At 64.2% G+C, this 24,970-nt stretch carries 28 protein-coding genes; 18 read left to right on the top strand and 10 right to left on the bottom strand.

What is annotated here, in order from left to right; all coding sequences use genetic code 11:
• The first annotated feature begins 300 nt into the window (after window positions 1-300).
• Window positions 301-456 carry a hypothetical protein gene (locus ACN9MX_RS06095; RefSeq protein ID WP_166666310.1) on the top strand — a complete coding sequence of 52 codons (156 nt, stop codon included), beginning with the start codon at window positions 301-303 and terminating at the stop codon, window positions 454-456.
• Window positions 457-765: 309 nt separating this feature from the next.
• Here the strand turns inward: ACN9MX_RS06095 and rplI are convergent, their stop codons facing one another.
• From rplI to rpsF, 3 genes are read right to left on the bottom strand one after another with little or no spacing between them, the layout of a single operon-like run.
• Complete coding sequence (gene rplI, locus ACN9MX_RS06090) at window positions 766-1,362, bottom strand: 50S ribosomal protein L9 (protein ID WP_133652315.1); 597 nt, start codon at window positions 1,360-1,362, stop codon at window positions 766-768.
• A 13-nt stretch (window positions 1,363-1,375) separates the two neighbouring features.
• A complete protein-coding gene (gene rpsR / locus ACN9MX_RS06085) occupies window positions 1,376-1,600 on the bottom strand; it encodes a 30S ribosomal protein S18 (protein WP_004212076.1) in 225 nt (74 codons plus the stop codon).
• A 13-nt stretch (window positions 1,601-1,613) separates the two neighbouring features.
• Window positions 1,614-2,024, bottom strand: a complete 411-nt coding sequence (gene rpsF, locus ACN9MX_RS06080) for a 30S ribosomal protein S6 (protein WP_363734501.1) — start codon at window positions 2,022-2,024, stop codon at window positions 1,614-1,616.
• Window positions 2,025-2,349: 325 nt separating this feature from the next.
• Between rpsF and ACN9MX_RS06075 the strand changes: the two genes are divergently transcribed.
• Window positions 2,350-3,753: a GntP family permease gene (locus tag ACN9MX_RS06075; RefSeq protein WP_426387364.1), complete on the top strand. Its 1,404-nt coding sequence runs from the start codon at window positions 2,350-2,352 to the stop codon at window positions 3,751-3,753.
• A gap of 75 nt (window positions 3,754-3,828) precedes the next feature.
• Here ACN9MX_RS06075 and ACN9MX_RS06070 read toward each other — a convergent pair whose 3' ends face one another.
• From ACN9MX_RS06070 to ACN9MX_RS06050, 5 genes are all read right to left on the bottom strand, one after another.
• A complete protein-coding gene (locus tag ACN9MX_RS06070) occupies window positions 3,829-4,188 on the bottom strand; it encodes an RcnB family protein (RefSeq protein ID WP_426387363.1) in 360 nt (119 codons plus the stop codon).
• 166 nt (window positions 4,189-4,354) lie between these two features.
• Window positions 4,355-5,560, bottom strand: coding sequence for an ABC transporter permease (locus tag ACN9MX_RS06065; RefSeq protein WP_363734504.1), 1,206 nt, complete (start codon window positions 5,558-5,560; stop codon window positions 4,355-4,357).
• 64 nt (window positions 5,561-5,624) lie between these two features.
• Window positions 5,625-6,326 carry an ABC transporter ATP-binding protein gene (locus tag ACN9MX_RS06060; RefSeq protein ID WP_133652310.1) on the bottom strand — a complete coding sequence of 234 codons (702 nt, stop codon included), beginning with the start codon at window positions 6,324-6,326 and terminating at the stop codon, window positions 5,625-5,627.
• A 5-nt stretch (window positions 6,327-6,331) separates the two neighbouring features.
• A complete protein-coding gene (locus ACN9MX_RS06055; protein ID WP_426387362.1) occupies window positions 6,332-7,897 on the bottom strand; it encodes an efflux RND transporter periplasmic adaptor subunit in 1,566 nt (521 codons plus the stop codon).
• The gene (locus tag ACN9MX_RS06050) at window positions 7,890-9,359 is read right to left on the bottom strand and encodes an efflux transporter outer membrane subunit (RefSeq protein WP_363734506.1); all 1,470 of its coding nucleotides are present in this window, start codon (window positions 9,357-9,359) and stop codon (window positions 7,890-7,892) included. The genes ACN9MX_RS06055 and ACN9MX_RS06050 overlap by 8 nt, the downstream gene beginning before the upstream one ends.
• A 127-nt stretch (window positions 9,360-9,486) precedes the next feature.
• Between ACN9MX_RS06050 and fabD the strand changes: the two genes are divergently transcribed.
• The 13 genes from fabD (at window position 9,487) to ACN9MX_RS05985 (ending at window position 19,618) form a co-directional block, all read left to right on the top strand.
• On the top strand, window positions 9,487-10,422 hold the full coding sequence (fabD, locus tag ACN9MX_RS06045; protein WP_363735356.1) for an ACP S-malonyltransferase: 936 nt from the start codon (window positions 9,487-9,489) through the stop codon (window positions 10,420-10,422).
• Window positions 10,419-11,249 carry a crotonase/enoyl-CoA hydratase family protein gene (locus ACN9MX_RS06040; protein WP_363734507.1) on the top strand — a complete coding sequence of 277 codons (831 nt, stop codon included), beginning with the start codon at window positions 10,419-10,421 and terminating at the stop codon, window positions 11,247-11,249. Before fabD ends, ACN9MX_RS06040 begins: the two co-directional genes overlap by 4 nt.
• A 1-nt stretch (window position 11,250) precedes the next feature.
• Window positions 11,251-11,991 (top strand): 3-oxoacyl-[acyl-carrier-protein] reductase, encoded by a 741-nt coding sequence (gene fabG, locus ACN9MX_RS06035; protein WP_363734508.1) that lies wholly within the window; start codon window positions 11,251-11,253, stop codon window positions 11,989-11,991.
• A gap of 220 nt (window positions 11,992-12,211) precedes the next feature.
• Window positions 12,212-12,445 carry an acyl carrier protein gene (locus ACN9MX_RS06030; RefSeq protein WP_007689016.1) on the top strand — a complete coding sequence of 78 codons (234 nt, stop codon included), beginning with the start codon at window positions 12,212-12,214 and terminating at the stop codon, window positions 12,443-12,445.
• A gap of 179 nt (window positions 12,446-12,624) precedes the next feature.
• Window positions 12,625-13,884, top strand: coding sequence for a beta-ketoacyl-ACP synthase II (gene fabF, locus ACN9MX_RS06025; protein ID WP_363755006.1), 1,260 nt, complete (start codon window positions 12,625-12,627; stop codon window positions 13,882-13,884).
• A gap of 10 nt (window positions 13,885-13,894) precedes the next feature.
• Window positions 13,895-14,866: an endolytic transglycosylase MltG gene (mltG, locus tag ACN9MX_RS06020; protein WP_426387361.1), complete on the top strand. Its 972-nt coding sequence runs from the start codon at window positions 13,895-13,897 to the stop codon at window positions 14,864-14,866.
• Between the two features lie 183 nt (window positions 14,867-15,049).
• Complete coding sequence (locus tag ACN9MX_RS06015) at window positions 15,050-15,328, top strand: hypothetical protein (RefSeq protein ID WP_426387360.1); 279 nt, start codon at window positions 15,050-15,052, stop codon at window positions 15,326-15,328.
• A gap of 49 nt (window positions 15,329-15,377) precedes the next feature.
• Window positions 15,378-15,833, top strand: coding sequence for a periplasmic heavy metal sensor (locus ACN9MX_RS06010; RefSeq protein WP_363826345.1), 456 nt, complete (start codon window positions 15,378-15,380; stop codon window positions 15,831-15,833).
• Window positions 15,830-16,411 (top strand): RNA polymerase sigma factor, encoded by a 582-nt coding sequence (locus tag ACN9MX_RS06005; RefSeq protein ID WP_426387359.1) that lies wholly within the window; start codon window positions 15,830-15,832, stop codon window positions 16,409-16,411. Before ACN9MX_RS06010 ends, ACN9MX_RS06005 begins: the two co-directional genes overlap by 4 nt.
• Window positions 16,412-16,442: 31 nt before the next feature.
• On the top strand, window positions 16,443-18,197 hold the full coding sequence (locus ACN9MX_RS06000) for a copper resistance system multicopper oxidase (protein WP_426387481.1): 1,755 nt from the start codon (window positions 16,443-16,445) through the stop codon (window positions 18,195-18,197).
• Window positions 18,194-19,141, top strand: a complete 948-nt coding sequence (locus ACN9MX_RS05995; protein WP_426387358.1) for a copper resistance protein B — start codon at window positions 18,194-18,196, stop codon at window positions 19,139-19,141. Before ACN9MX_RS06000 ends, ACN9MX_RS05995 begins: the two co-directional genes overlap by 4 nt.
• Before the next feature lie 81 nt (window positions 19,142-19,222).
• Window positions 19,223-19,411 (top strand): DUF1328 domain-containing protein, encoded by a 189-nt coding sequence (locus ACN9MX_RS05990; RefSeq protein ID WP_007688211.1) that lies wholly within the window; start codon window positions 19,223-19,225, stop codon window positions 19,409-19,411.
• A 3-nt stretch (window positions 19,412-19,414) separates the two neighbouring features.
• Window positions 19,415-19,618, top strand: a complete 204-nt coding sequence (locus ACN9MX_RS05985; RefSeq protein WP_133652298.1) for a DUF5818 domain-containing protein — start codon at window positions 19,415-19,417, stop codon at window positions 19,616-19,618.
• A 22-nt stretch (window positions 19,619-19,640) separates the two neighbouring features.
• Here ACN9MX_RS05985 and ACN9MX_RS05980 read toward each other — a convergent pair whose 3' ends face one another.
• Window positions 19,641-19,907 carry a hypothetical protein gene (locus ACN9MX_RS05980; protein WP_363734515.1) on the bottom strand — a complete coding sequence of 89 codons (267 nt, stop codon included), beginning with the start codon at window positions 19,905-19,907 and terminating at the stop codon, window positions 19,641-19,643.
• Between the two features lie 411 nt (window positions 19,908-20,318).
• Here ACN9MX_RS05980 and acnA point away from each other — a divergent pair, with 411 nt between their 5' ends.
• The 3 genes from acnA to ACN9MX_RS05965 all read left to right on the top strand — a co-directional run bounded on the left by acnA (window position 20,319) and on the right by ACN9MX_RS05965 (window position 24,238).
• Window positions 20,319-22,988 (top strand): aconitate hydratase AcnA, encoded by a 2,670-nt coding sequence (gene acnA / locus ACN9MX_RS05975; RefSeq protein ID WP_363734516.1) that lies wholly within the window; start codon window positions 20,319-20,321, stop codon window positions 22,986-22,988.
• A 126-nt stretch (window positions 22,989-23,114) separates the two neighbouring features.
• Window positions 23,115-23,354, top strand: a complete 240-nt coding sequence (locus ACN9MX_RS05970; protein WP_363734517.1) for a CBU_0592 family membrane protein — start codon at window positions 23,115-23,117, stop codon at window positions 23,352-23,354.
• A 173-nt stretch (window positions 23,355-23,527) separates the two neighbouring features.
• Complete coding sequence (locus ACN9MX_RS05965; protein WP_426387357.1) at window positions 23,528-24,238, top strand: glutamine amidotransferase; 711 nt, start codon at window positions 23,528-23,530, stop codon at window positions 24,236-24,238.
• Between the two features lie 42 nt (window positions 24,239-24,280).
• Here ACN9MX_RS05965 and ACN9MX_RS05960 read toward each other — a convergent pair whose 3' ends face one another.
• Window positions 24,281-24,937 (bottom strand): glutathione S-transferase, encoded by a 657-nt coding sequence (locus ACN9MX_RS05960; RefSeq protein ID WP_363734519.1) that lies wholly within the window; start codon window positions 24,935-24,937, stop codon window positions 24,281-24,283.
• Window positions 24,938-24,970: the final 33 nt, after the last annotated feature.

The raw sequence follows: 24,970 nt of genomic DNA, 5'->3' as shown, positions 1-24,970 counted from the left end.
CTGATCGTGGGCTGGTTCATCTACAACGTTGCATTCTGATCGGCGTTTCACCCTCATCCTCGAACATATTGCCCTGACTCGTCGGCGGATGCCGGACTTGGTATCGGTGAAACCTGCCGCCTGACTGCCCCTAAGCAAAACTATCTTTCATATATCTACAATAGAAGTAGAGATAATCGCGAGCGCAGTGCTCCGCGGCTTTTGAAGGATGTCAGCTTGCTCCGCGTCACCAACGGCTAAAGCGCACGGTACCGAAGCGACGACGCCAGGTTTCGTGTTCCTCCTCGACAGGAGAAGACGATGACCCAGAATGCCATTCGCACCCGCCGACAGCGCCCGTTCGGCGCCAGCCCGCAGATCCATATCCCGCATTCCTCCTGGAACCGCGCCAATCGTTCAGCCGAAGGCGCGGCTCCGTTCAAGCCGGACGAATTCTGGAGTCGGCTCGGCCTTTGAACGGCGAGTGGGATTTTCCCGCGGATCAGCTTTCGGGAGCGCGGGCATTCATGCTTGCGCTCCCGTCCTCATTTGCCGTCGGGCAATGCCTGTCCTCTTCCCGGCGTCCTGCTCGTTGCCTGCCGGAAGGGAAGGCTGGCTGTCCCGCTACACCCCCGGCCGCCTTGTCAGAATAGGGTTCATGTATGCGCCCTGTCGATCCGTCGACGTTCGAAAATCCCTTTCGCTATTCCATGTCGATGCCGACGACCCAACAAAAAAGCCGCCCGGTGAGGGGCGGCTTCTCTGTTTTGGTCCGGAAAGGGAAACTCAGGCTTCTTCGGCCGGCGCTTCTTCGGCTTCCACGGCGATTTCGCCGGGTTCCGCATTCGGATCATAATCTTCGGTAAAGCCGCTCTCGTCCTTTTCGAACAGATCGGCCATCACGTCGACGCCCTGCGACTGCAGTTCGGCTTCTTCGGGCGAGCGGGCGACGTTCACCGTGATGGTCACGGCGACTTCGGGGTGCAGCGCGACCTTGACGTCGAACACGCCCAGCGTCTTGATCGGGCGTTCCAGCACGACCATCGCCTTGGTGACGTTGGTGATGCCTTCGGCATGCAGCGCTTCGACGACGTCACGGACGGCGACCGAGCCGTAGAGGTGGCCGGCGTTCGACGACTGGCGGATCAGGACGATCTGCTTGCCGTTCACGCCTTCGGCAGCCTTTTCGGCGTCCGTGCGGCGGGCGGCGTTGTCGGCCTCGATCTTCGCGCGGTTGGCTTCGAAGACCTTCTTGTTGGCGTTGTTGGAGCGCAGCGCCTTCTTGTTGGGCAGCAGGTAGTTACGGGCGTAACCGTCCTTCACGGTGACGACGTCACCAATGGCGCCCAGCTTCTCGATCCGTTCGAGGAGAATGATTTCCATGAGTCTTACTCCCTCACTTCACGATGTAGGGCAGCAGGCCCAGGTGACGGGCGCGCTTGATGGCCTGGGCCAGCTCACGCTGCTTCTTGGCGGAAACCGCGGTGATGCGGCTGGGGACGATCTTGCCGCGCTCGGACACGAAGCCCTGCAGCAGACGGACGTCCTTGTAATCGATCTTCGGCGCATCCTTGGCGGCGAAGGGGCAGCTCTTGCGGCGGCGGAAAAACGGGCGTGCCATGATTCAGATCTCCTTATTCGCCGGCGGCTTCTTCGCGCTCGCGGCGCGGGCCACGATCGCCGCGGTCACCACGATCGCCGCGCGGACCGCGCTCGGCGCGTTCCTGCTTGCGCATCATGACCGACGGGCCGGTTTCCAGCTCATCGACCTTGATGGTCATGTAGCGGATGATGTCTTCGTTGATCTGGGTCTGGCGCTCCAGTTCCGCCACGACGCCGGCGGGGGCATCGATGTTCAGCATCACATAATGCGCCTTGCGGTTCTTGGCGATCTTGTAGGCGAGGCTGCGCAGGCCCCAGGTTTCCACCTTGGTCACCTTGCCAGCATTTTCCTCGACGATCTTGGTGGCGGTTTCCGCCAGAGCGTCCACCTGCGCCTGTGCCAGATCCTGGCGCGCAAGGAACACATGCTCGTAAAGAGCCATGGGTATTGCCTCATCTGTTGGCCGATCGCTGACGCCCACCCCATGTGGAACGCCCCTCCGGCTGTCGTCCAATGCATTCATCCGCGCGGCCGCGAGTCACCCCAAGCCGTGCGAAGCGGCGCCTATGACGGAAATGCGGTGGAAAGGCAAGGATGGATTGGCGCAGAAGGATGCGGCAAATACGCCGTTGGCCTTGAGCTTGTCGAAGCCGTCTACTTCCCCTTATCCTTGTCGGCAAGAAACAGAAAGCACTTCGGCGTTCCGTCGAGGCGGTGGCCCGATCGAGCGATAGGAACGAATGCGGGTTGGCAAGGGGGGAATGTAGATGGCGGTCGGGATCGCGGCGCTTTCGCTGATTTTGCTGATGATCGCGGCCTATCGGGGGATGAGCGTCATCGTGATGGCGCCGCTGCTGGCGATGTTGGCCGTGTTCCTGACCGATCCTGCTGCCGTACCCGCGGTCTTTTCCGGCCTGTTCATGGACAAGGTCGGCAGTTTCCTGAAACTTTACTTTCCCGTTTTCCTGCTGGGCGCATTGTTCGGGAAGCTGATCGAGATTTCGGGCTTCTCGCGGGTGATCGTGACGGCCGTGATCCGGCTGGTGGGCGCCGACCGCGCGATCCCGGCGATCATGCTGGTGACCGCGCTGCTGACCTATGGCGGCGTGTCGGTCTTTGTCGCGGTGTTCGCCGTCTATCCCTTCGCCGCGGAGATGTTCCGGCAGGGCGACATTCCCAAGCGGCTCGTGCCCGCGACCATCGGACTTGGCGCCATCACCTTCACCATGGATGCGATGCCGGGAACGCCGCAGATCCAGAACATCATTCCCACCAGCTTCTTCGGCACGACCGCCTGGGCCGCGCCGGTGCTGGGGCTGATCGGATCGGCCTGCATCATGGGGCTGGGCCTTGCCTATCTGGGCTGGCGCCGGCGGACGATGCGCGCGGCGGGGGAGGGCTATGGCGCGCCCGAGACGCTGGTGAACGAACCTGAAGCAGTGGACATGGGCGAGAGGGCCGCGCATCCGCTGATTGCCCTTCTGCCGCTGCTGGTGGTGGGATTGGGCAATCTGACGTTGACCATGCTGATCCCGCGCCTGGTGCCAGGGGCGGATGTCAGCGTGTCGCTGGCCGGCCTGACCGATCCCGTCACCGTTAAGGTGGCGCAGGTCGCCGCCCTCTGGGCCGTGGAGGGCGCATTGCTGCTGGGCATCGCAACGATCCTGCTCTTCGCCTTCGCACCGGTGGCGCGGCGATTTGCCGATGGGGCAAAGGCAGCGGTGGGCGGCGCGCTGCTGGCGGGGATGAACACGGCGGTCGAATATGGCTTCGGCGCGGTGATCGCCGCGCTGCCGGGCTTTCTGATCGTGAAGGAAGCGTTGAAGGCGGTGCCCGACCCGCTGATCAATGAGGCGATCACCGTGACCTCGCTCGCCGGGATCACCGGCTCGGCTTCGGGTGGGCTGTCCATCGCTCTGGCGGCCATGGCGGAACAGTTCGCCGCGGTGGGCGATGCGGCGGGCATCCCGCGCGAGGTGCTGCACAGGGTGGCATCGATGGCCAGCGGCGGCATGGACAGCCTGCCGCATAATGGTGCCATCATAACCTTGCTCGCCGTGACCGGCCTGACCCACCGGCAGGCCTATAAGGACATTTTCGCCTTGACCCTGATCAAGACCTTCACCGTGTTCATGGTGATCGCGGTCTATTATCTGACAGGGTGGGTTTAGACGGACCCCGAAGCATGGCTCCGGGGTCCGGCTTCATTGAGACCGGCGATCGGTTCCGATCGCCTGGAAATCGCTCTAGCGGATCGCGCCGGTGATGACCGAGGCGATGATGCCGCTGGTGACCGCGACCAGAAGGGCGTCATTGCCCGACCGGACCCAGTGATAACCGCGCGGCGGCGTGCGCAGGCGATAGCCGCGATAATTGTCGATCACGCGATAGTTGCTCGCATAACGGCGGTCGAAGCGCTGGCCCTTCGCCCAGCGGCGGTGATTGTCCTTGCGGACCACCGTGGTCCTGGTGACGGTGCGGCCGTGGGGGCCATGCTTCACCACCTGATGCACTTCTCTCTGGGGTGCTGCCTGCGCCTGGCTGGCGACCATGGGGCTCGCGATCATGGTGATGGCGGTCAGGGCCGCCAGAAACTTCCTGAACATGGACTTGCTCCTTCTTCTATCTTGCCGCCGGCTGTCCCGGCGTTGAAGCAGAAGTAGGATTTATTTGTCGCACGCTTGTGCCATCGACCAGCAAGGAGTGTCGGAAATTGTAACAGAAAGGGAATGGGGCTGAACTTCCGTTCAGGATTATTCTGTTGGCCTCGACCTATTCATGGCGCAGCGCGTCTATGGGATTGAGCGCGGCGGCACGGCGCGCCGGGAAATAGCCGAATACAACCCCGATTGCCGCAGAAAAGAGGAAGGCGATCGCATTCACCTTCACGTCGAAGATGAAGGGCACCTGCATCAGCGGTGCTATGGCGACGGAGGCGACAAGCGCAAGGAACAGGCCGATCAACCCGCCCAGGCAGGACAGCACGATCGCCTCCACCAGAAACTGCATCAGCACTTCGCGCGCGACCGCGCCGATGGCAAGGCGGATGCCGATCTCGCGGGTACGTTCGGTGACGGACACCAGCATGATGTTCATGATGCCGATGCCGCCGACCAGCAGGGAAATCGCCGCCACCGCCGCCACGATCTGCGTCAATATGGTGGTGGTGCCGGTCAGCGTGTCGCTGATCTGCTTGGTATCGAAGACGTTGAAATTGTCCTCCGCCCCTGGCTTGATCTTGCGCCGCTCGCGCATGAGCTCCTCCAGGCTCGTCTGGACGACACTGGTGTCATAGGCGTCGTCCACGGCGACCATGATCTGGCTGATGTCGCGGTCGCCGGTGAAACGGCGCTGGACGAACTTGATCGGCATGACGACGACGTCGTCCTGATCACCGAAGCCGCCCTGGCCACGCGTGGCGAGCGCGCCGATCACCTGGCAGGAAACGCCCTTGATCCGCATGCGCTTGCCGACGGGATCATTGCCCTGGAACAGGTTGGTGCGCACCGTGTTGCCGATGATGCAGACGGGCTTTCCCGCCTCTTCCTCCTCCGGCATGAAGAGGCGGCCCGTATCGGCCTTCCAGCTTTGCACCTCGAAATAGGCGGCGGTGGTGCCATAGACGGTGGTGGACCAGTTGCTGCCTTCATAGATTGCCGTGCCGCTCGACTGCACCATCGGCGCGACCGCGCGGACGCCCGTCAGCTGATTTTCGATGGCGGTGAGGTCGGCCGGCTTGAAGTCGGGCGGGCGCGGGCCGCCGCCGCCCCGGCCGAAACCCTGTCCCGGGCGAAGCTGCAGCACATTGGCGCCCAGCGAACTGATCTGCTCGCGTACGGCGGCGGTCGCGCCATTGCCCAGCGTCACCATGGTGACGACCGCCGCCACCCCGATGATGATGCCCAGCGTGGTGAGGAAGCTGCGCAGCTTGTGCCGGTTGATCGCGCGGAAGGCGAGGATGACGGTGGTGCCCAGCATTTTCAGCGCGCGCCCTTGCGCAGTTTCGTCACCCTTGCGGGAATGACAGATAGAGCGAAGCCGGTCACGCCGTGACCCCCTGCTCGACGCGTTCCACCAGCCCGTCCTTGAAATGGACGATGGTCCGCGCAAAGGCGGCCATGTCCGGTTCATGCGTGACCATCAGCACGGTGATGCCGCCATTGCGGTTGAGATCGGTCAGCAGTTCCATGATCTCTACCGATCGTTCGGAATCCAGATTGCCGGTCGGTTCGTCGGCCAGCAGCACGTCGGGCTGGGTCACGATGGCGCGGGCAATGGCGACGCGCTGCTGCTGGCCGCCGGACAGTTCGGCGGGCGTGTGGTCCCACCAGTCCTTGAGGCCTACCTTGTCCAGCGCGGCCATGCCCGCTTCATAACGGGTCTTCTTGTCCTCGCCGCGATAGAGCAGCGGCAGCTCTACATTCTCCAGCGCGGTGGTGCGGGAAAGAAGGTTGAACCCCTGGAACACGAAGCCGAGATAACGGCGGCGCAGCAGCGCGCGTTGATCGCGGTCCAGCGTTTCGACATGGCGGCCCTTGAACAGGAACGATCCGCCGGAAGGCACGTCGAGGCAGCCCAATATGTTCATCGTCGTCGACTTGCCGGAACCGGACGGCCCCATGACCGCCACGAAATCGCCCTGCGTGATGTCGAGGTCGATGCCCTTCAGCGCCTGAAACGCCGTGGGGCCGGATCCGTAGATCTTGGTTACACCGCGAAGGGAGATGATGGGGTCTGTCGCCATGGGCGTCAGGTTCCGCTCTGGCGGCCGGAGCCACGCGGTTCGCGGGTCGGGCCCTGGGGCGCAGCCGGAGCGACGGGGGCGGTTTCCGGCTTCCCGTCGCCCGAATTGCCGAGCTTGCTGACGGTGGCGGGGCTGCCGTCGGTGGACGTGCCACCGTCTGACCTGCGGTTGCGGTCACGCGGCCCCCCGGCCTGCGATCCACCCTGCGGGCCGCCATTGGCCTGATCCTCGGCGGGGGCTTGCTGGCCGCTGGCAAGCTGGCCCGTGATGACGCGCATGCCGGGCTTGAGGTCGCCGCCGGTGATGACGGTACGCGCGCCATCGCTCGCACCGACGGTCACCTGCACCGCCTTGGGGTTGCCGTCCTCGCCGATGACGTAGACGGTCTGGCTGCTGCCCATTCCGAAGCTGACCTGCCGGCTCGCCCCGCCCCGGCGGAAACGGCGGGGACCGGGGATGATCTGGCTGGTGATGCCGCCGTCATTCTTGCCCGCGCTGGGCTTGAAGCGGAGCGCGCTGTTGGGGACGAGCAGCACGTCATGCAGTTCCTGCGTCACGATGTCGGCGGTCGCGGTCATGCCGGGGCGCAATATCTCGTCCTTGTTGTCCACTGACAGCACAGCCGTATAGGCCACCACCGCTCCCGCCGTGCTGCTGGCCGTGCTGCTGCCCGACGAGGAGGACGAACTGCTGCTGGCGCTGTTGGAGCCGACATTGACCCGCGTCACCCTTGCCGGAAAGGTGCGGCCGGGGAAGGCGTCGACGGAGAAATTGGCGCTCTGGCCATCCTTCACCTGTCCGACATCCGCCTCGTCCACCGAAACCTCGACCTCCATCTGTGTCAGGTCTTCCGCAATGGTGAAGAGCACCGGCGCGTTGAGCGAGGCGGCGACGGTCTGGCCCGGCTCTATATCGCGGGACAGCACGACGCCGGTCACCGGCGATACGATCTGCGCGATGGAAAGATTGGTCTGGGCCGTGGAAAGCTGGGCCTGCGAAACGTGCACCTGCGCCTGCGCCGAGCGCAGATTGGCGAGCGCGGAACTGTAGTCCGCGCGGGCGGCGTCCAGTTCCGTCTTGGCGGGAACGCGTCCGCCCGAGAGCCTGAAGACGTTGAGCTGGCGGTCCAGCGTCGCCTTGGCCAGCGCCGCCTGCGCTTCCGCCTGCGCCACGCTGGCCTGCGAGGAAGAAAGCTGCGCGCGGTTCTGGTTGATCGCGTCGACCAGCCGCCGGGTGTCAAGTTCGGCCAGCTTCTGTCCCTTGGTCACGCGATCGTTCACATCGACATAGACCGCCGTGATCTTGCCCGATTGTTCGGAACCGACATCGACCTGGTTGATGGGCTTCAGATTGCCGGTTGCGGAAACGGAGACGGTAAGGTCGCCCTTCCGCACCTCGCGCGTCGCATAGCTCGGCTTGTCGTCCCCCGAAAAGCATCGCGCAAGCAGCAGGACGAGGATCAGCAGGGCGACGCCGACGGCGCCGCGCACCGCCCATTTGCGCCACGGCTTCTGAGGCCGCGCCCCCAGAAAGTCGTTGAGGTCCTGATCGCTGGTCACATCGTTACTCATTGGGGCGATTTTCCATGTTCTGCCAGCCGCCGCCCAGCGCATTGTAGAGCTGGGCAAGGCCAAGGACCTCGTCGGATTGCGCGCTGGCAAGGCTGTTGCGCGCGTTCAAAAGGCTGTTCTCGCTCTGGGACAGCGTCTGGAAGTCGATCAGGCCCGCCTGATACTGGCTGCGCGCCAGGATCGCCGCGTTGTTCGACGCTTCATAGGCGGTCGCGAACTCCGCCTTGCGGGCGCGGGCGCTCGACAGCGATGCCATGGCATTCTCCACATCCTCCAGCGCGGTCAGCACCGTCTGCTTGTAGGCGGCGAAGGCAGCGTCGGTGGCGGCCCGCTGCGAACGCACCTGCGACGCCAGGCGGCCGCCATCGAAGATGACCTGCGCCACATTGGCGAAGACGCCGCCGGTGATGAGGCTGAACAGGTCTTTGAAACTGTTCGAAGTGGTGCCGATATTGCCGCTCAACCCCAGCGAAGGGTAAAGCCGCGCCTGCGCCACGCCGATGCGCGCGGTCGCGGCTGCCAGCGCCCGCTCGGCGGAACGCACGTCGGGGCGCTGGCGCAGCGTGTCCGCTGGAATGCCGGTTGTGATCTGCGTGGAGGCAGCGGGGATCGGGGCAGGGGTTTCAAGGCTCCGGGTCGCCTCGCCAGGAGCCTGGCCCGTGAGCACGGCAATGCGGTTGAGGCTGCCCCGGAGGCTGGCCTCAAGCTGGGGCACGGTCGCGTTGGTCTGCGCCAGTTGCGCCCGCGCCTGCTCCGCGTCGAGCGAGGAGACGAGGCCTGCCTGGAGCCGCCAGTTGGCGATGTCGTAATTGTCGCGCTGGATCGCCTGCGTCTCGCGCGCGACGCGCAACTGCGCCTGCGCCAGGCGCGCCTGCACATAGTTGGTGACGAGTTCGGAAATGATCGTCGCCCGCACATTGGCGAGGTCGTAGCCGGAGGCGGCCAGATCGGCCCGCGCCGCTTCGGCCGACCGGGAAAGCTCGCCGAACAGGTCGACCTGCCAGCTTGCACTGGCGCTGACCGAATAGCTGCTCGACCAGTTTGACCCGCCGCCGCCGATGGGATTGCCGCTGGGGTCCAGCCGCCCGCCCGCGTCACGGCTGCTGTAATTGCGTCCGCCGCTGGCCGAACCGTTCACCTGCGGCAGGAAGGCGGCGCGCGCCTGCCGCAACGACTCCCGCGCCTGGCGAAGGCGCGCCTGCGCCTGCACGATATCCAGATTGCCGGCGATCGCCTGGTCGATAAGGGCACTGAGCGCCGGATCGTCGAGGCGCCTCCACCAGGTGGCAAGCTCCGCCTCGTCGACCGGAGCGGCGGCGCCCTCCATATAGGTGGCCGGCACGCCAAGCGACGCGGGAGCGGGGGCGCGATAGCCGGGACCGGCCGCGCAGCCCGACAGGACCAGCGCGGTTCCCGCGATCCATGCAATGCGATATCGCACCTTTTCCTTAAACTCCGTCATCGTTAAAGGCGGTCCACCAAATAGAACTGCCGAATTGGGCCGGGTGCCTCAACGGTGTTTGTGTCTCAAAGTGTAACGACTTTGAAAAATTGCGCTTTTGCAGGCGCGCGCATGTAGAAGGTGGATGATGAGGGCATTTCTTTTTCCGGGGCAGGGCAGTCAGTCGGTCGGCATGGGCAAGGCGCTGGCAGACGCGAGCCCGGCCGCGAAGGAGCTGTTTCAGGAGGTCGACGACGCTCTGTCGCAGCATTTGTTCCGCATCATGACGGAAGGTCCGGAAAGCGACCTGACGCTCACGGAAAATGCGCAGCCCGCGATCATGGCCAATGCATTGGCGACACTGCGGGTGATGCAGAAGGAAGGCGGTTTCTCCCTGGCCGAAAAGGGCGATTTCGTCGCCGGCCACTCGCTGGGCGAATATAGCGCGCTCTGTGCCGCCGAAGCGTTCGATATCGGCACCACTGCCAGGCTGCTGAAGCTGCGCGGGCAGGCGATGCAGGCCGCTGTGCCGGTTGGCGAGGGCGCCATGGCGGCGCTGCTGGGCGCCGACATCGAAAAGGCGCAGGCGCTGGCGGAGGCCGCCGCCGAAGGCGAGGTCTGCACCGTCGCCAATGACAATGATCCGACGCAGGTGGTGATTTCCGGCCATCGCGGCGCGATCGAGCGCGCCGTCGCCCTGGTGAAGGAGCATGGCATCAAGCGCGGCGTGCTGCTGCCCGTGTCAGCGCCCTTCCACTGCCCGCTGATGCAGCCGGCCGCCGATGTGATGGCGCAGGCGCTGGGCAATGCCCCGATCAACACGCCGCTGCTGCCGGTCTATGCCAATGTGCTCGCAAGCGCGATCGCCGATCCGGAGGAAATCAAGCTGCGCCTCGTCGAGCAGGTGACGGGCCGCGTGCGCTGGCGCGAATCCGTCGCCGCCATGTGGGATGCGGGCGTCACCGAATTCGTCGAGCTGGGCGGCAAGGTGCTGGGTCCGATGGTCAAGCGGATAGCGCCCGACGCCACGGTCCGCAGCATCGTGACGATGGACGATGTAGAGGCGGCATTGGGGGCATTGTGAGCAACGACAAGGGAAGCGATGCGAACGCCGCTCCCATCCTGACCAGCCGCGACGGGGCCGTGCTGACGGTCACGCTGAACATGCCCGATCGGCGCAATCCGATCTCCGATCCGGCGATGGTCGATGCCCTTTGCGCCTTGTTCGAGGAGGCGGAGCGCGACCTGTCGGTGCATGTGGCGATCCTGACAGGCGCGGGAAGCGCCTTTTCCTCAGGCGGGGACCTCAATGCGATGCGCCCCGACGCCGGCGGCCTGCGCGCATCACTGCCGGCGCAGACGCGGCGCAATTACCGGGTGGGAATCCAGCGGCTGCCGCTGTTGTTCCAGGCGCTCGAGCTGCCGGTGATCGCGGCGGTCAACGGCCCGGCCATGGGCGCGGGCTGCGACCTGGCCCTGATGTGCGATGTCAGGATCGCGGCGCAGTCGGCCAGATTCGCCGAGTCCTTCGTCAAGCTGGGCATAATTTCCGGCGATGGCGGCGCGTGGCTGCTGCCGCGCATCATCGGCTTTTCCAAGGCTTCGGAACTGGCGCTGACAGGCGAGACCATCGATGCCGAAGAGGCGCTGCGGATCGGGTTGGTGAGCGAGGTGGTGCCGGATGGCGATCTGCTCGCCGCCGCCCGCAAGGTCGCCGACAGGATCGCGGCCAATCCGCCCCATGCGACGCGGATGACCAAGCGGCTGCTGCGCGCGGCGCAGACGGCGGAATTGAACCAGATCATGGAAATGGCGGGCGCGATGCAGGCGCTGGCCCATGCGACGGCGGATCATGATGAGGCGATCGACGCCTTTTTCGAACGCCGGGCGCCGAACTTCAAGGGAGACTGACATGTTCGATCTGACAGGCATGACCGCGCTGGTGACTGGCGCTTCGGGGGGCATCGGCTCCGCCATTGCAAGGGCCCTCGCGGCGCAGGGCGCCACGCTCGCCCTTTCGGGCAGCAATGAGGAGAAGCTGAAGGCCTTTGCCGCGGAACTGGGCGGCGATCACCGGACGCTGGTCTGCAACCTCGGCGATCCCGCGGCGGTCGACGGACTGGTCGGCCAGGCAGTGGAGGCGCTGGGCGGCAAGATCGACATTCTCGTCAACAATGCCGGCATCACCCGCGACAACCTGATCCTGCGCATGAAGGACGATGAATGGTCCGACGTGATCGCCGTCAATCTGGAGGCTGCCTTCCGTCTGGCCCGCGCCGCCGCCAAGCCGATGATGAAGGCGCGTTTCGGCCGCATCATCTCGATCACCTCGGTCGTGGGGGTCACCGGCAATCCGGGGCAGGCCAACTATGCCGCGTCCAAGGCGGGCATCATCGGCATGTCCAAGTCGCTGGGCCAGGAACTGGCGAGCCGCGGGATCACCGTGAACTGCGTCGCGCCCGGCTTCATCCGATCCGCCATGACCGACGCGCTGAACGATGCGCAGAAGGGCGCGATCCTGGCCAGGATCCCGGCCGGCGATTTGGGCACGGGCGAGGATATCGGCGCGGCCGTCGTCTATCTCGCCAGCAAGGAAGCGGGCTATGTCACCGGCCAGACGCTGCACGTGAACGGCGGCATGGCGATGATCTGAAGGGCACGGAAGCGCAAGACGCGGGCCCATGTCCATCGCCCGGAAATTTTCGGCATTTGCAAAATGGCGGCCTTGTGCCATCGGGACCGGCGAGTCGAATGCAGGTGGGGCGATGCCATCCGATTGTTTCTTGCCTCTTGCCTCTCGTTGGGCTTGCCTCTAGGGCATGCCTTAACAAATATTCAGAACCATCAACGATACCCAGTAAGAAGGACCACTCATGAGTGAGACCGCGGATCGCGTAAAGAAAATCGTCGTCGAGCATCTGGGCGTCGAAGCCGAAAAGGTGACCGAGGATGCAAGCTTCATCGACGATCTGGGCGCTGACAGCCTGGACATCGTTGAGCTGGTGATGGCGTTCGAGGAAGAGTTCGGCGTCGAAATCCCCGACGACGCGGCGGAGAAGATCGCCACCGTCAAGGACGCCATCGATTATATCGACAGCAAGCAGTAAGAACGTCTGGCGGCCTGACCGACATCGGGCGGGCGCAGCGTTTTAAAAGGAAATGGCTCCTCCTGTCCGGCAAAACCGGGTCTTGGGGAGCCTTTTCGTATCTGCTCCCCGTTCACAAGACCGTCTTGAATGGCTAGATGAACGGCGTTGAGCCAAAGAAGAATTTTCGGAGCAAGCATATGCGTCGTGTTGTCGTCACCGGCCTTGGCATGGTCAGCCCGCTTGGCGGGGATGTGGAAACGACCTGGAAGAATATCATCGCTTCCAAATCCGGCGCGGCGACGATCACCCGCTTCGACGCCAGCGAATATAAGTGCCGCATCGCCTGTGAGGTGAAGCCGGCCGATCATGAATATGGCTATGACGCCGGCCTTGATGTCGATCACAAGATCCAGCGGCAGGTCGACCCGTTCATCGTCTTCGGCATTTCCGCCGCCAGCCAGGCGCTGCGCGACGCCGGCCTTGACAATATGAGCGAGGAGGAGCGGCTGCGCGCCGGCTGCTCCATCGGTTCTGGCATTGGCGGCCTGCCGGGCATCGAAAGCGAATCGCTGGTGCTGGCGAACAAGGGACCGGGCAGGGTCAGCCCGCACTTCGTCCATGGACGGCTCATCAACCTGATCTCTGGGCAGGTGTCGATCAAATATGGCCTGATGGGCCCCAATCATGCCGTCGTGACGGCCTGCTCCACTGGCGCCCATTCCATTGGCGATGCCGCGCGCATGATCGCGATGGACGATGCCGACGTGATGCTGGCGGGCGGCGCGGAAAGCGCGATCTGCCCGATCGGCATCGCCGGCTTCGCGCAGGCCCGCGCGCTGTCGACCGCCTTCAACGACGCGCCGGAAAAGGCCTCGCGGCCCTATGACGTCAACCGCGACGGCTTTGTCATGGGCGAGGGCGCCGGCGTCGTCGTTCTGGAAGAATATGAGCGGGCCAAGGCGCGCGGCGCGAAAATCTATGCAGAGGTGATCGGTTATGGCCTGTCGGGCGACGCCTATCACGTCACGGCGCCCCATCCCGAAGGCAGTGGCGGCTATCGCTCGATGGAAATGGCCCTCAAAAAGTCGGGCCTCAGCCTTGCCGACATCGACTATGTAAACGCACACGGCACCTCGACCCCGCTGGGTGACGAGCTGGAACTGGGCGCGGTGAAGCGGCTGTTCGGCGAACATCTGGGCACCATGTCGATGAGCTCGACCAAGTCGGCGATCGGCCACCTGCTGGGCGGCGCGGGCGCGGTGGAGAGCATCTTCTGCATCCTGGCGCTCCGTGACCAGATCGTCCCGCCGACGCTGAACCTCGACGAGCCGAGCGAAAGCTGCAAGGGCGTCGACCTGGTTCCGCATGTCGCCAAGGAGCGCAAGGTGCGCGCGGTGCTGAACAATTCGTTCGGCTTCGGCGGCACCAATGCCTCGCTCATCATGAAGGCGGTCTGAGGCACCCGGGATGCGGCGGCTTGGCTTTGGCATGGTGCTGATCGGCCTGGCCGTCGCCGCTTTCATCGCTTTCCGATTTGTCTATGGCTGGACCGAGGCAGGGCCGGCGACGAAGGACATCACCATCGTCGTGCCCGAAGGTGCGACCATCGCGGACGCGGCCATTCTCCTGAAACAGAAGGGCGCGGTGCGCTCGGCCGACGCGTTCCTGACGCGGGCCAAGGTCTTCGGTCGGGGCAAGTCGATCAAGGCCGGGGAATTCCTGATCCCCCAGGGTGCCAGCAACTCCGACATCTTCCGTATCCTGGGCGGCGGCAAGACGCTGACCCGGCTCGTGACCATACCGGAGGGGATGCCCTCCATATTGGTGCACGAACGGCTGATGGCGAATGAGGAACTGACCGGCGACATATCCGTGCCGGCGGAAGGCAGCGTGCTGCCTGACAGCTATGCCTTCGACAAGGGCGAAAGCCGGGCGGTGGTTCTGAAGCGGATGCAGGACGCGATGAGCAGGACCCTTGCCAAAATGTGGGCCGAAAGGGCGCCGAACACCGCCGCCAGGACACCGAAGGAAGCCATTGTCCTGGCCAGCATCGTCGAGAAGGAAACGGCGGTGCCCGCGGAGCGGCCGACCGTCGCCGGTGTATACGGCAATCGGCTGAAGGCGCGCATGATGTTGCAGGCCGATCCGACGATCATCTATCCGATCACCAGGGGCAAGCCGCTTGGCCGGCGGATCAGAAAGTCGGAAATCGCGGCGGTCAACGATTATAATACATATGCGATGATCGGCCTGCCCAAGGGACCGATCGCCAATCCCGGACGCCTGTCCATCCTGGCGGTCCTGCACCCGGCGGAGACGAAGGCGCTCTACTTCGTCGCGGATGGGAAGGGCGGACATATCTTCGCGGATACGCTGCAGGAGCATAATGAGAATGTCCGCAAATGGTTCGAGATCCGCCGGGCGAGGGGGGAACTCTAGGACGGATCGCCTGATGTTTCGGCGACCTCCTTCATGAAATTGCGGGCCGCCGCATGCGAATTTGCATGAGGGGTCTTTGCCCGGCCTGCGTATTGTCGGCGAGACTATTTTGTTGTGCATCGAGATTTTCCCAACTGCCGGATGAGGCCGGCCGGCCGGAAATCGCCCTGTGGAGTGCAAGTGATGAGCGACCTCGATCAGCTGCTGGGCCAGGTGGCCGCCCGCATGCGGCATATCCCCGCCACCCCCCGTCTGGAAGCACTGGAGGATGCGGTGATGGCCGGTGTCGCCCGGCGCCGCGAACGGGCGGTGGCGCGCCGCAGCCTCGCCCTGGCCGGGATAGTCGCGATCGGCATCGGATGGGCGGGCAGCCTGGTGCCGGGCAGTCCCGCGCAGGCCGCATCACGGCCCGCGATCATCGGCATGTCGGATTACGCGCCATCGCGCCTGCTGGGGCAGTGAGCCATGCGCGGGCGGCACATGAGGGGCGGGGCATGATGGGCTTAGGGTCATGAAGGGAATCGCCCGCTACGGGCTGGTGGCGCTTGTCGCCTTTGCAGCGGCGCTGGCGGCGGTGCTGGTGGCAAGGGTCTGGATAGCACCGGAACCGCGCGTGGAGAGCGAGGTCCACGCCCTGATCCACGAAAAGCTCAGGCTCGATCCGGCGCAGGAGCAGCGCATTCACGCGTTGGAGAGCGATTTTGCCCAACGCCGCGCGTCGTTGGAGGCGGAGATGCGCGCCGACAATGCGCGACTGGCGCAGGCGATCGCGGCGGAACATGGCTATGGCCCGAAGGTGGCGGAAGCCGTCGATCGCTCGCACCATGTCATGGGAATGCTGCAGAAGGAAACGCTGAAGCATATCTTCGCCATGCGTGCCGTGCTGCGACCGGATCAGGCGGCCCAGTTTGATGCCGCTGTCGTCAATGCGCTGACCCGGCCAGCCGCGGTTCCGCCGGATCGGTGAACGCTTCGCTGGCCCGATGCAGCGATGCGGAACTGGCCGCGCTGGCGCTCGCCGGGCAGCAAAGCGCCTATGGCGAATTGATGCGCCGCCATCGGGAAGCTGTGTTCCGGGTGGCGCGGGGGCATGTCGGTGATGCGACAGAGGCGCTCGACATCACGCAGGAGACGTTCATCTCCGCCTTCACCGCCCTTGCCCGCTATGACGGCACGCGACCCTTTCGGCTGTGGATAGCGCGGATTGCCGTCAACAAATGCCGTGATTGGGCGCGGCGCAGGGCGGTGCGGCGCTTCTTCACCTTCGCGCGGCCGATCGAGGAAGCGACCGCCGTCGCGGACGGCCTGCCGACGCCCGAGGAGGCGGTCGGATCGCAAGCGGAACTGGCGCATATCCACGCGGCCATCGCGTCTCTCCCAGGCAATCTCAAGGATGTGCTGGTGCTGCGCACATTAGAGGGGGTGAGCCAGGCGGAGGCCGCGCAGATATTGGGCATCAGCGAGAAGGCGGTCGAAACGCGCCTCTACCGCGCACGCAACAAATTGGCCGAAGGGTTGAGGGATGGAGCGGCTGACCGCGTATAAGGGGGAAACCGCCCTTATTGCAGAGCTTTCCATGTCCTTCTCTCTTCCCGACGTCGATCGCCGCACCCTTGTCCGCAGCCTCTCGGGCCTGGGCGGCGCGCTCGCCCTGGGCCGGGTTTTCCCCGCCTGGGCGCAGAGCGGAACGGCGGGCCTGTCCCCGGCGCCGGGCATGTTGCAGGGCGAGACGATCGCCCTCACCGTGGCGGAGGGGCATTTTTCGGTTGGCGGCCGTTCGGCCCATGCCGTGCTGATCAACGGCACGCTGCCTGCTCCCCTCATCCGCCTTCGGGAAGGGCAGAATGTCCGGCTCTCGGTCACCAACCGGCTGCGGGAGGATACCTCGATCCACTGGCACGGCCTGATCGTGCCCTTTCAGATGGACGGAGTGCCGGGGGTCAGCTTCCCCGGCATTCGCCCCGGCGAGACCTTCACCTATGAATTTCCGGTCCGTCAGTCAGGCACCTATTGGTATCACAGCCATTCCGGCATGCAGGAGGCGGTCGGTCACTATGGTCCGATCGTGATCGATCCGGCCGGGGCCGACCCGGTGGAATTCACGCGCGAGCATGTCATCGTCCTGTCCGACTGGAGCCCGATCCACCCGCATGTCCTGTTAAAGCGCCTCAAACAGGCGGGCGGCTATTTCAACATGCAGAAGCAGACATTGTCGGGACTGCTCGCCGGAAAGGACCAGGGCGCCAAGGATCGCCTTGAATGGGGGGCCATGCGCATGGACCCGACCGACATATCCGACGTCACCGGATCGACCTACAGCTTTCTGGTGAACGGCCATGGCACGGCGGAGAACTGGACGGGCCTGTTCACGCCGGGCGAGCGAGTGCGGCTTCGCATCATCAATGCGGCGGCGATGACCAATTTCAACCTGCGCCTGCCGGGCCTGCCGATGACGGTCGTGCAGTGCGACGGCCAGCATGTGCAGCCGGTCGAAACCGACGAGCTACAGATCGGCATTGCCGAAACCTATGACGTGGTGGTGCAGCCCCCGGAAGCGAAACCCTATGCCCTCGTTGCGGAGGCGATAGACCGTTCGGGCCTGGTGCGGGCGACGCTGGCGCCCCGCATGGGCCTTGCGGCGGATGTGCCGCCGCTGCGCGACCGGCCGCTGCTGGGCATGAAGGACATGGGCATGGACATGTCGGGAATGGACATGGGGCAGGGCGGCGTCATCGACCTCAGCCAGCCCGCCAATGAGAGCATGGCCGGCCATTCGATGAAGATGCGCGACAAATCGGTGGCGCCGCAGGTGAAGATGGGGCCTGGCGTCGCGACGCTCTCGCCCATGCCTGCGGACCGGACCGCCGATCGTCCTACCGGGCTGGAGAGCGTCGATCATCGGGTGCTGACCTATGCCGATCTGAAATCGCTGACGCCCCATGCGGACACGCGCCTGCCGACGCGAACGCTGGACATCCACCTGACCGCGAACATGGAACGCTATATGTGGTCCTTCGACGGGGTGAAACTGTCCGACGGGGCAGCCCCCATTCCCTTCCGTCACATGGAACGGGTGCGGGTCAACCTCATCAACGACACGATGATGCCGCACCCGATCCATCTGCACGGCCATTTCTTCCAGCTGGTGACCGGGGCGGGCGACCATGATCCGCTCAAGCATACGGTGAATGTGCTGCCGGGAGGAAAGGTGAGTTTCGATCTTACCGCGGACGCGCTTGGGGATTGGGCCTTTCACTGCCACATGTTGATGCACATGCACGCAGGGATGATGCGGGTCGTGACCGTCCGGCATGCGGAGGAAGCAGCATGAAGCCGCTGCTTGCCGCCACGGCGCTGCTGCTTGCCGCCGCCGCCTTTCCCGTCCGGGCACAGGACCACGGTCAGATGGATCATGGGCAGATGGATCATGGGCAGATGGACCATGGCGCGATGGAGCAGGAGGATCATTCGGCCCATCAGGCGCCGGCTGCGGACGCCCATGCCGGTCATGACGGGCCCGCGTCCGATGGCGACATTCCCGCGGGCACGGCGCCCTCCGTCCCGGCTGATCATGCCGCCGATGCCTTTTACAACTCCGCCGAAATGGCACGTGCCCGCGCTGCCATGCTGAAGGAAAGCGGCGGCATGGCCTTTTCCCAGCTCATGCTTGATCGGCTGGAATATCGGATGGGCAAGGGCGCGGACGGCTATCATTGGGAGGGGGAAGGCTGGATCGGCGGCGACATCAACCGCTTCGCCTTCAAGACGGAGGGGGAGGGCGCGTTCGGCGGTCCGCTGGAACGCGCGGAAGTGCAGGCGCTCTATAGCCGCGCCATCGACCCCTGGTTCAACCTGGAAGCAGGCGTCCGCCACGATATCCGCCCCGATCCCCGGCGGACCTATGCGGTGGTTGGGATCGAGGGCCTTGCCCCCTATTGGTTCGAGGTGTCGGCCCAGGCCTTCCTGTCGAACAGGGGCGACGCCCATCTGCGGCTGGAGGGCAGCTATGACCAGCGCATTAGCCAGCGGCTGATCCTGCAACCCGCCGCGGAGATCAACGTCGCGGCCCAGGACGTGCCCGAACTCGGCATCGGCTCGGGCGTGTCCGATGTCGAGCTAGGACTGCGGCTGCGCTATGAATTCGCCCGCGAATTCGCGCCCTATGTCGGCGTCAACTGGGAACGAAAGCTGGGCGACACCGCCCGCTTTGCCCGTGCTGATGGAGAGCGGGCTTCGGCCACCAGCCTCGTGATGGGCGTGCGATTCTGGTTCTGATCGCTCCCTGATCGACAACAGGAACCGGCGGTCTCGCCATCCGTTGGAAAGGGCGGGTCTTTCAACGGAAAGGAGTGCCGCATGATCCGTCTGGCCATCATTTCGCTCGTGATCGCCGCCGTGCTCGCCATATTGGGCTTTGGCGGCGCGGCGGGCACGTTCGTGGGTATCGCGAAGTTCCTGTTCGTGCTGGCGATCGCGCTGTTCGTCATCTTCCTTGTCCTTGGCCTGATGGCTGGCAAGGGCATCAAGAATGCGATAGATCGATAACCCATGACGCAGATCGGTGCTGGAGTGGACGAAACCGGGCGGTTGATCCGCGACGAGTCAGGGTTTCTGCTCCAGCGCGATCTGGGCGGCAGCTTCCGCCTTGTCCTGCTGCGCGTCCCCGTCGACCATGTGGAAAAACGCGTGCGGGTGCAGGGCTATTATGCCGGCGACGGCATAGTGGAGGTGGAGGGAGTGGCTGCGGCCTGACGGCGCGCAGCCCTCCATCCGTTTACGGAGTAAACGACTCGCGGGGGTCGGGCGACGTCATGACGTCATGCGTGCTGACGAAACGGGCGCACGCCCCGACACCTCGGTTATTCTCCAGCGGCAGTGCGGTTTCGCAATAGGCGCACTCCGCCATCAGGCGTCCGACCATCCACTGGCTGCGACCGCAACTGGGGCAGTGATTGGCTTCCCCCGGATGATAATGAATGATGTAACCCCTTAAGGCCGGGTCGAAAGACCTGCCGGTGGCGAGGGTGGAAACTGGGCGCATCGTCTCTTCCTCCTCAGACATATATCTCGGCATCGATATGAAATCCGGAATTGCCCCCGAGCTTCACACCAGCATTGATGCAACGACGAACGTCAGAGCGAGCGACCCTTTATCATCTCTGCAAGGCCCGCTCCTTGCACCAGAACGCGACCGCAGCCCAATGTATCCCGCGCTTGATCGCGCCGTCTACAAGAAAGATTCGCCCGGCCTGTGCCATTTCGCGCCTTCGCATTTGACTTGAGGCGCGCAGGCGCTATGGCGGCGCGCATCGGGACATATTCGCTTCGGCCATGAGTGGGGGCGCATCCCGCCACCTTGCCGTCCGGTATTTTCGCCGTCCGGCGAGCTTCTGGTGGAATAGCGTCATCCTGCCTGCTCCTGGCCCGGCAACTGCGAGGAGACGCACGACTCATGACCGCCATCGGACAGGATACACTTGGCACGCGCGACACCTTGAAGGTGGGCGGCAAGGACATTGCCTATTATTCGCTGAAGAAGGCCGCGGCCAAGCTGGGCGACGTCTCGCGCCTGCCCTTCTCGATGAAGGTGCTGCTGGAAAACCTGCTCCGCTTCGAGGACGGCGTCACCGTCACCACCGCCGACATCCAGGCGATCGTCGACTGGCAGAATGACAAGGGCAAGGCCGAACGGGAGATTCAGTATCGCCCCGCCCGCGTGCTGATGCAGGACTTTACCGGCGTTCCCTGCGTCGTCGACCTCGCCGCGATGCGCGACGCGATGACTGCGCTGGGCGCCGACGCCAGCAAGATCAACCCGCAGGTCCCGGTCCACCTCGTCATCGACCACTCGGTCATGGTCGACGAATTCGGTACGCCCAAGGCGTTCGAGCAGAATGTGGAAATTGAATATCAGCGCAATATGGAGCGCTATGACTTCCTGAAATGGGGTTCCAAGTCGCTCGCCAATTTCTATGCCGTGCCCCCGGGCACCGGCATCTGCCATCAGGTGAACCTGGAAAATATCGCGCAGGCGGTCTGGTCGAGCGAAGGCCCTGACGGCGTCACCGTCGCCTATCCCGACACCTGCGTCGGCACTGACAGCCACACCACCATGATCAACGGTCTGGGCGTGCTGGGCTGGGGCGTCGGTGGTATCGAGGCTGAGGCCGCGATGCTGGGCCAGCCCGTCTCCATGCTCATTCCCGAAGTGGTCGGCTTCCGCTTCACCGGTGAATTGAAGGAAGGCGTCACCGCCACGGACCTCGTCCTCACCTGCACCCAGATGCTGCGCGCCCGTGGCGTGGTCGGCCGCTTCGTCGAATATTTCGGCCCCGGCCTTGCCACCCTGTCGCTCGCCGATCGCGCGACGCTGGCCAATATGGCGCCGGAATATGGCGCGACCTGCGGCTTCTTCGGCATTGACGACAAGACGCTGGACTATATGCGTCTCACCGGTCGCACCGAAGAGAATATCGCGCTGGTCGAAGCCTATGCGAAGGAGCAGGGCTTCTGGATCGATCCGGCGGTCGAACCGGTTTTCACCGACACGCTGGAGCTGGACCTCTCGACCGTCGTTCCCAGCCTTGCAGGGCCGAAGCGCCCGCAGGATCGCGTTGCGCTGCCGGACGTGGACGATGTCTTCAACGCCGACATGGAAAAGGTGTACAAGAAGGCCCAGGCTCGCGTTCCGGTGGAAGGCAAGGATTTCGACATTGGCGACGGCGACGTCACCATCGCCGCGATCACCAGCTGCACCAACACCTCGAACCCCGGCGTCCTCGTCGCGGCCGGCCTCGTCGCCAAGAAGGCGAACGAACTGGGCCTGAAGCCCAAGCCCTGGGTAAAGACCTCGCTGGCGCCGGGATCGCAGGTGGTTACCGACTATCTGGAAAAGGCCGGGCTTCAGTCGCATCTCGACGCCATCGGCTTCAACCTGGTCGGCTATGGCTGCACCACCTGCATCGGCAACTCCGGTCCGCTGGCCGAGCCGATCAGCAAGGCGATCAACGAAAACGGCCTGGTCGCCGCCGCCGTCATCTCCGGCAACCGCAATTTCGAAGGCCGCGTGTCTCCCGACGTGCGCGCCAACTTCCTGGCCTCGCCGCCGCTGGTTGTCGCCTATGCGCTGAAGGGTACGGTGGTCGAAGACTTCATCACCACGCCGATCGGCACGGGCAAGGACGGCCAGCAGGTGTTCCTGAAGGACATCTGGCCGACCAATGACGAAGTCGCCTCGACCATGGCGGGCTGCATGGACCGCCAGATGTTCCAGGCGCGCTACGCCAATGTGTACAAGGGCGACGCCCACTGGCAGGCGATCAACGTCACGGGTTCGGCTACCTACAGCTGGCGCGCTGGTTCGACCTATGTCGCCAACCCGCCCTATTTCGAGGGTCTGACCATGACCCCGAAGCCGGTCACCGACATTGTCGAGGCCAAGCCGCTGGCCATTTTCGGGGACTCGATCACCACCGACCATATTTCGCCGGCCGGCTCGATCAAGGCGACCAGCCCCGCGGGCAAGTGGCTGCAAGAGCGTCAGGTGGCGCAGGCCGACTTCAACAGCTACGGCGCCCGCCGCGGCCATCACGAAGTCATGATGCGCGGCACCTTCGCCAATATCCGCATCAAGAACCTGATGCTGGACGGCGTCGAGGGCGGCATGACCCGTTATGAAGGCGAAGTCATGCCGATCTACGACGCGGCGATGAAGCACAAGGCCGACGGCACTCCGCTGGTCGTCATCGGCGGCAAGGAATATGGCACCGGGTCGTCGCGCGACTGGGCGGCGAAGGGCACCAACCTGCTGGGCGTGCGCGCGGTCATCGTGGAAAGCTTCGAGCGCATCCACCGTTCGAACCTGGTCGGCATGGGCGTCCTGCCGCTCCAGTTCAAGGACGGTCAGAACAAGGACACGTTCGGCCTCACCGGCGACGAAACCTTCACCATCCAGAATGTCGCCGGCCTGAAGCCGCGCCAGGATGTGGAAGTGATCGTGAAGCGCGCCGACGGTTCCACCTTCACCTTCACCGCGCTGTGCCGCATCGATACCGTCAACGAACTGGATTATTTCCTGAACGGCGGCATCCTGCAATATGTGCTGCGCAAGCTGGCCGCCTGACCGGCGCACGCATGACTGAAGGAAAAGAGGCTCTCTCCGCAAGGGGGGAGCCTCTTTCCTTGGGAGAGGGGCCTGGAGCGGTTTCCAAGCGACCGAGCCAGACCATCATTATCCATGGGGGATGGATTGCCGATCCTGATTGAAATCGCCGGCTGGGCGGGTGCGCTGTTGATCCTGGGCGCCTATCTGCTCGTATCGAGCGGCCATGCCTCGGGCAGGTCCACCCTCTTCCAGGGGATGAACACGCTGGGTTCCGGGCTGTTCGTCATCAACACCTGGTGGCACGGCGCCATCCCGTCGACGGTCGTCAACATCATCTGGTTCGCGATCGGGACCAGCACATTGATCCGCATCGCCCGCCGATAGCCTTCATTTCAAAAACCCAAGAAAGGCTGGGGTGGCCGGCCATGCCGTCTTTGGCTAGAGCGATTTCCAAGCGATCGGAACCGATCGCTGGTCAAGAAATCGCGGAAAACAAGGAAACCAGAGCGGCGATCTGATTCAATCAGATCGAAATCCGCTCTGGCAGCATGGCGGAAATGAAAACAGCGCTGATTGTCCGACATGTGCCGCGAGAGGGTGCGGCAGGCTATCTCCAGCCGATCGAAGCTGCCGGCTATCGGATCGAGCGGATCGACGTCGCCAGTGCCGACTTTGCCGATGTCGATCTCTGCGCGCCTGACCTGCTCATCATGATGGGCGGTCCGATGGGCGTTTACGAACATGATCTGCACCCCTGGATTCCGCTCCAGATCGCAAAGCTCGCCGCCCGGCTGGAACAGGATCTGCCGACCCTGGGCGTGTGCCTGGGCAGCCAGATGATCGCCGCGGCGCTCGGCGCGTCCGTCTATTCCGGCGGGCGGATGGAACTGGGTTTCGCGCCGGTCATGTTGAACCGGGCGGGAGCCGAATCGCCGCTGCGCCATCTGGACGGGGTTCCCGTTCTGCATTGGCATAGCGACACGTTCAACCTGCCGGCCGGCGTCGAACTGCTGGCCTCCACCGAAAATTACGCGCATCAGGCCTTTCGCCGCGGATCCAAGCTGCTGGCGCTGCAATTCCACGCGGAAATGGGCGAAGATCCGCGTTTCGAGGATTGGCTCACCCATTTCTGGGCCGATCTCGACATAGCGAAGCAATGCGGCATCGCCCTGCGGCAGGACCATGCCGACCATGGCCCGGCGGCCGTCGCAGCCGGTCGCGCGATGATCGCCGAATGGCTGAGCGGGATCGAGAGCCGGGCGTCGTGATCTCCTGACCTGCGATCGGCTTTGATCGCCTGGGAAATCGTCCTAAAACTCGACCTCCAGTTCCTCGACCTCATCCTTCTCCCGGCGGGCGGCGTCGATCCATTCGCGCATCAGCTCCCAATCATTGCTCCAGTTGCAATAGGCCGCCGATTGCGCCGACAGCGCCACCGCGTAGGTCAGGAAGCGCTGCGCCACCGGCGCGAACATGGCGTCGGCCACGCTCGCCCTTTCCCCGAACAGCCAGGGGCCGCCATAGGTGTTCAGGCATTCGGTCCAGATTTCCTCGATCCGTTCGATGTCTTGCTTGGCCCCTGAAAAGACCGGAAATTTGTCGTGCCGTACCTTGAGGTTCATCGGCAGCGCCGATCGCAGGTTGATGAAGCCGGAGTGAATCTCGCCCGAAACCGATCGGCAATGCGCCCGCGCGATCCGCTCTTCGGGATAAAGCCCGGCATGCGGGTAAAGTTCATGCAGATATTCCGCAATTGCGAGCGTGTCCCAGACGCTCGCCCCCTCATGGGTCAGGCGGGGAACCAGAACCGACGGCGACAAAAGCAGCAATTCCGCCCGGTTTTCAGGATCATCGAGCGCGATCGTCTTCTCGACGACTTTCAGGCCCGCCATGCGGCACAACAACCATCCGCGCAGGGACCAGGATGAATAAGTCTTGCTGGAAATGGTCAGTTCGGCGTCGGCCATGGCATTCCTCCCGCTTCATCCCTATGTTCCCAT

This window comes from Sphingobium sp. R-21 (assembly GCF_049913335.1).
Lineage (GTDB): Bacteria > Pseudomonadota > Alphaproteobacteria > Sphingomonadales > Sphingomonadaceae > Sphingobium.
The sequence above is the reverse complement of the archived record's forward strand: the minus strand, read 5'-3'. Positions and strand labels throughout refer to the sequence as shown.

What these genes read in the sequence shown, in the direction of transcription:
- ACN9MX_RS06095 (WP_166666310.1), top strand. Translation starts at nt 301, where the DNA reads ATGACCCAGAATGCCATTCGCACCCGCCGACAGCGCCCGTTCGGCGCC.
- rplI (WP_133652315.1), bottom strand. Translation starts at nt 1,362, where the DNA reads ATGGAAATCATTCTCCTCGAACGGATCGAGAAGCTGGGCGCCATTGGT.
- rpsR (WP_004212076.1), bottom strand. Translation starts at nt 1,600, where the DNA reads ATGGCACGCCCGTTTTTCCGCCGCCGCAAGAGCTGCCCCTTCGCCGCC.
- rpsF (WP_363734501.1), bottom strand. Translation starts at nt 2,024, where the DNA reads ATGGCTCTTTACGAGCATGTGTTCCTTGCGCGCCAGGATCTGGCACAG.
- ACN9MX_RS06075 (WP_426387364.1), top strand. Translation starts at nt 2,350, where the DNA reads ATGGCGGTCGGGATCGCGGCGCTTTCGCTGATTTTGCTGATGATCGCG.
- ACN9MX_RS06070 (WP_426387363.1), bottom strand. Translation starts at nt 4,188, where the DNA reads ATGTTCAGGAAGTTTCTGGCGGCCCTGACCGCCATCACCATGATCGCG.
- ACN9MX_RS06065 (WP_363734504.1), bottom strand. Translation starts at nt 5,560, where the DNA reads ATGCTGGGCACCACCGTCATCCTCGCCTTCCGCGCGATCAACCGGCAC.
- ACN9MX_RS06060 (WP_133652310.1), bottom strand. Translation starts at nt 6,326, where the DNA reads ATGGCGACAGACCCCATCATCTCCCTTCGCGGTGTAACCAAGATCTAC.
- ACN9MX_RS06055 (WP_426387362.1), bottom strand. Translation starts at nt 7,897, where the DNA reads ATGAGTAACGATGTGACCAGCGATCAGGACCTCAACGACTTTCTGGGG.
- ACN9MX_RS06050 (WP_363734506.1), bottom strand. Translation starts at nt 9,359, where the DNA reads ATGACGGAGTTTAAGGAAAAGGTGCGATATCGCATTGCATGGATCGCG.
- fabD (WP_363735356.1), top strand. Translation starts at nt 9,487, where the DNA reads ATGAGGGCATTTCTTTTTCCGGGGCAGGGCAGTCAGTCGGTCGGCATG.
- fabG (WP_363734508.1), top strand. Translation starts at nt 11,251, where the DNA reads ATGTTCGATCTGACAGGCATGACCGCGCTGGTGACTGGCGCTTCGGGG.
- ACN9MX_RS06030 (WP_007689016.1), top strand. Translation starts at nt 12,212, where the DNA reads ATGAGTGAGACCGCGGATCGCGTAAAGAAAATCGTCGTCGAGCATCTG.
- fabF (WP_363755006.1), top strand. Translation starts at nt 12,625, where the DNA reads ATGCGTCGTGTTGTCGTCACCGGCCTTGGCATGGTCAGCCCGCTTGGC.
- mltG (WP_426387361.1), top strand. Translation starts at nt 13,895, where the DNA reads ATGCGGCGGCTTGGCTTTGGCATGGTGCTGATCGGCCTGGCCGTCGCC.
- ACN9MX_RS06015 (WP_426387360.1), top strand. Translation starts at nt 15,050, where the DNA reads ATGAGCGACCTCGATCAGCTGCTGGGCCAGGTGGCCGCCCGCATGCGG.
- ACN9MX_RS06010 (WP_363826345.1), top strand. Translation starts at nt 15,378, where the DNA reads ATGAAGGGAATCGCCCGCTACGGGCTGGTGGCGCTTGTCGCCTTTGCA.
- ACN9MX_RS06000 (WP_426387481.1), top strand. Translation starts at nt 16,443, where the DNA reads ATGTCCTTCTCTCTTCCCGACGTCGATCGCCGCACCCTTGTCCGCAGC.
- ACN9MX_RS05995 (WP_426387358.1), top strand. Translation starts at nt 18,194, where the DNA reads ATGAAGCCGCTGCTTGCCGCCACGGCGCTGCTGCTTGCCGCCGCCGCC.
- ACN9MX_RS05990 (WP_007688211.1), top strand. Translation starts at nt 19,223, where the DNA reads ATGATCCGTCTGGCCATCATTTCGCTCGTGATCGCCGCCGTGCTCGCC.
- ACN9MX_RS05985 (WP_133652298.1), top strand. Translation starts at nt 19,415, where the DNA reads ATGACGCAGATCGGTGCTGGAGTGGACGAAACCGGGCGGTTGATCCGC.
- ACN9MX_RS05980 (WP_363734515.1), bottom strand. Translation starts at nt 19,907, where the DNA reads ATGCGCCCAGTTTCCACCCTCGCCACCGGCAGGTCTTTCGACCCGGCC.
- acnA (WP_363734516.1), top strand. Translation starts at nt 20,319, where the DNA reads ATGACCGCCATCGGACAGGATACACTTGGCACGCGCGACACCTTGAAG.
- ACN9MX_RS05965 (WP_426387357.1), top strand. Translation starts at nt 23,528, where the DNA reads ATGAAAACAGCGCTGATTGTCCGACATGTGCCGCGAGAGGGTGCGGCA.
- ACN9MX_RS05960 (WP_363734519.1), bottom strand. Translation starts at nt 24,937, where the DNA reads ATGGCCGACGCCGAACTGACCATTTCCAGCAAGACTTATTCATCCTGG.